Origin of the sequence: uncultured Oscillibacter sp. (genome assembly GCF_910584465.1) — a bacterium.
Taxonomy (GTDB): domain Bacteria; phylum Bacillota; class Clostridia; order Oscillospirales; family Oscillospiraceae; genus Oscillibacter.
In genome coordinates this window covers 1-2,842 of record NZ_CAJUBK010000121.1, presented here as the reverse complement: position 1 = coordinate 2,842, position 2,842 = coordinate 1, and the positions used below count along the sequence as shown (strand labels likewise).

Below are 2,842 nucleotides of genomic sequence, written 5' to 3'. Positions count from 1 at the left end.
TGGCCCGCCTGGCGGACCTCCTGGGGCATTCCAGCATCGAGACGACCCGCATCTACCTGATCTCCACCGGGGCGGAGCACGCCCGGCAGATCGAACGCTTAGGGCTGATCTCGTAAAAAAGGAACAGCCCTCCCAGGGCTGTTCATCACAAAATCGATATTTCGTCAAAAACGCGGTCCAAAAGTGATGTACGGTAAAACGCGCGTCTACATAACACAGACGCATGTTATCACAAAAACCGTACTTTGACAAGTCCCGGACCCAATTTTTTTGTATGGGAAAGAGAGCCGGACAAGGAAGATCTGTACGGCTCTTTTTCCCATCCGCGTTTTTCCCCGCGTCTTTGACGCGGGGCTTTTTCATGCCCACGGGAGCCTCCCCATGGACATGTTCGCAGGAACGAAATATCGATTTTGTGACAAATGGTCAAAAGGGGGCGTGGAAAATGGCGATCGAGCTGTTCCCGCACAACGAAGCGGCATACCGCTCCGCGGCGGCGATGCTGGCCGAGACGGGGAGCGCCGCCGTGGTCCACCCCACCGGCACCGGGAAGTCCTTCATCGCCTTCAAGTTCTGCGAGGACCATCCGGAGCAGAGCGTTTGCTGGCTGTCGCCCTCGGAGCATATCTTCCGGACGCAGAAGGAGAACCTGCTGGCCAGCGGCGGGGACGTGCCGGGGAACATCCGGTTCTTCACCTATGCCAAGCTCATGATGATGCGGGACGAGGAGCTCGCAGAGATCCGGCCGGACTGCATCGTGCTGGACGAGTTCCACCGCTGCGGGGCGGAGCAGTGGGGGCAGGGCGTCGGGCGGCTGCGGGCGGCATACCCGAAGGCCGCCGTCCTGGGCCTGTCCGCCACGAACGTGCGGTATCTGGACAACCAGCGGGACATGGCGGGGGAGCTGTTCGACGGCAACATCGCCTCGGAGATGACCCTGGGGGAGAGCATCACCCGGGGCATCCTGGACCCGCCCCGCTACGTCCTGACGGCGTTCTCCCTGGAGAGCGATCTGAAAAAGTACGAGGCGCGGATAGGACGGACGAAGAGCGCCGTGACGCGGGACAAGGCGGAGAAGCTGCTGGAGGCGCTGCGGCGTGCCCTGGAGCAGGCGGAGGGCCTGGACGTGGTCTTCGAGAGGCACATGCGGGAGCGGGACGGGAGATACATCGTGTTCTGCGCCGGGGTCAAGCACATGGAGGAGATGATCGCCCGTGTCCCGGAGTGGTTCGGGGGGATCGACGCCGCGCCCCATGTATACCGGGCCTATTCGGACGACCCGGAGACCGGCCGCGCCTTCCAGGCGTTCAAGGAGGACGGGAGCGGGCATCTGAAGCTGCTGTTCTGCATCGACATGCTCAACGAGGGCATCCATGTGGAAAACGTGTCGGGGGTGATCCTGTTCCGGCCGACGGTCTCGCCGATCGTGTACAAGCAGCAGATCGGCCGGGCGCTGTCCGCCGGCGGATCCAAGGAGGCCGTGATCTTCGATGTCGTGAACAACATCGAGAACCTCTACAGCATCGGTACGGTAGAGGCGGAGATGCGGGCCGCGGCGGAGTGCTTCCGGTTCTACGGAGAAGAGGAGCGGATCGTCAACGAACGGTTCCGCGTCATCGACGAGGTGCGGGACTGCCGTCGGCTGTTCGACGAATTGGAGGACACGCTGACAGCGTCCTGGGACCTGATGTACCGGCTGGCGAAGCAGTTTTACGAGGAGCACGGGCACCTGCGGGTGCCCCGGCGGTATAAGACGGAGGAGGGCTACGCCCTGGGGAACTGGATCGGGACCCAGCGGAGCGTCCGGGCGGGGCGGCAGTACGGACGGCTCCCCCCGGAGCGGATCGCCAGGCTGGACGCGATCGGCATGGTCTGGGAGGACCCGTATACCGCGGCCTGGAACCGCTGCTACGCGGCGCTGGTCCGGTACCGGCAGGAGCACGGGGACCTGGACGTCCCGGCGGACTATGTGACGGCGGACGGGCTCCGCCTCGGGGGGTTCGTCAGCAGCCTGCGGCGGTCGCGGGCCCTGGGAGAGCGGAGCGTCTATCTGAGCGGAGAGCGGATCGGGCAGTTGGACGGGCTGGGGATGATCTGGGATAAGCTGGACCTCCTCTGGGAGCGGAACTACGCGGCGTGCCTGGAGTATTACCGGGAGCACGGGGACCTGGAGGTGCCTTCCGGCCATATCGCTCCCAACGGGCTGAAGATCGGCGCGTGGCTGCGGCGGATGCGGCAGATCCGGGAAGGCGGGAAAGGACGGCTGACCCAGGAGCAGATCCGGCGGCTGGACGCGATCGGCATGGTCTGGGAGGATGCCTATGCCCGCCGGTGGGGATACGGCTACCGGCAGGCGCGGAAGTGGTGGGAGGCGCACCATGACCTGGAGGTCCCGGCCGCCTATGTGGATGAGGACGGTTTCGCGCTGGGCAAATGGGTGCGGCGGCACCGGGAGGTGGACCTCAAGACGGGCCGGCGGGCGATCCGCCTGACAGCGGAACGGAAGGCGAAGCTGGACGGATTGGGGATGCGCTGGGAAAAAGAGGACCCATGGGAGACGCGGTACCGCCTGGCGGAAGCGTACTATCGGGAGCACGGGGACCTGGAGGTCCCGGCGGGCTGGGTGACAGAAGGCATCTGGCTGAACAAGTGGCTGAACGAGCAGAAGCAGATCTACCGGGGGAAGCGCCCTGGCAAGACTTTGACGGCGCAGCAGATCGCCCGCCTGGAGGAGATCGGCATGGTGTGGAACGGGAGAGCAGGGCGGACCGCCGGGAGCAGGGCGAGAGGATAGGAGGAGACGATGTATCGGCGACATATCAAGCGTCTTTTGGATATCGCG

General features: G+C 64.6%; 1 protein-coding gene and 1 pseudogene. Both read left to right on the top strand.

Annotation, left to right across the window (positions count from 1 at the left end; all coding sequences use genetic code 11):
* Positions 1-116, top strand: a pseudogene (locus QZ332_RS13420) (integrase); the annotation flags it as partial.
* A 329-nt stretch (positions 117-445) separates the two neighbouring features.
* Positions 446-2,794, top strand: coding sequence for a Helicase associated domain protein (locus QZ332_RS13415; RefSeq protein ID WP_295766359.1), 2,349 nt, complete (start codon positions 446-448; stop codon positions 2,792-2,794).
* The last annotated feature ends 48 nt before the right edge of the window (positions 2,795-2,842 follow it).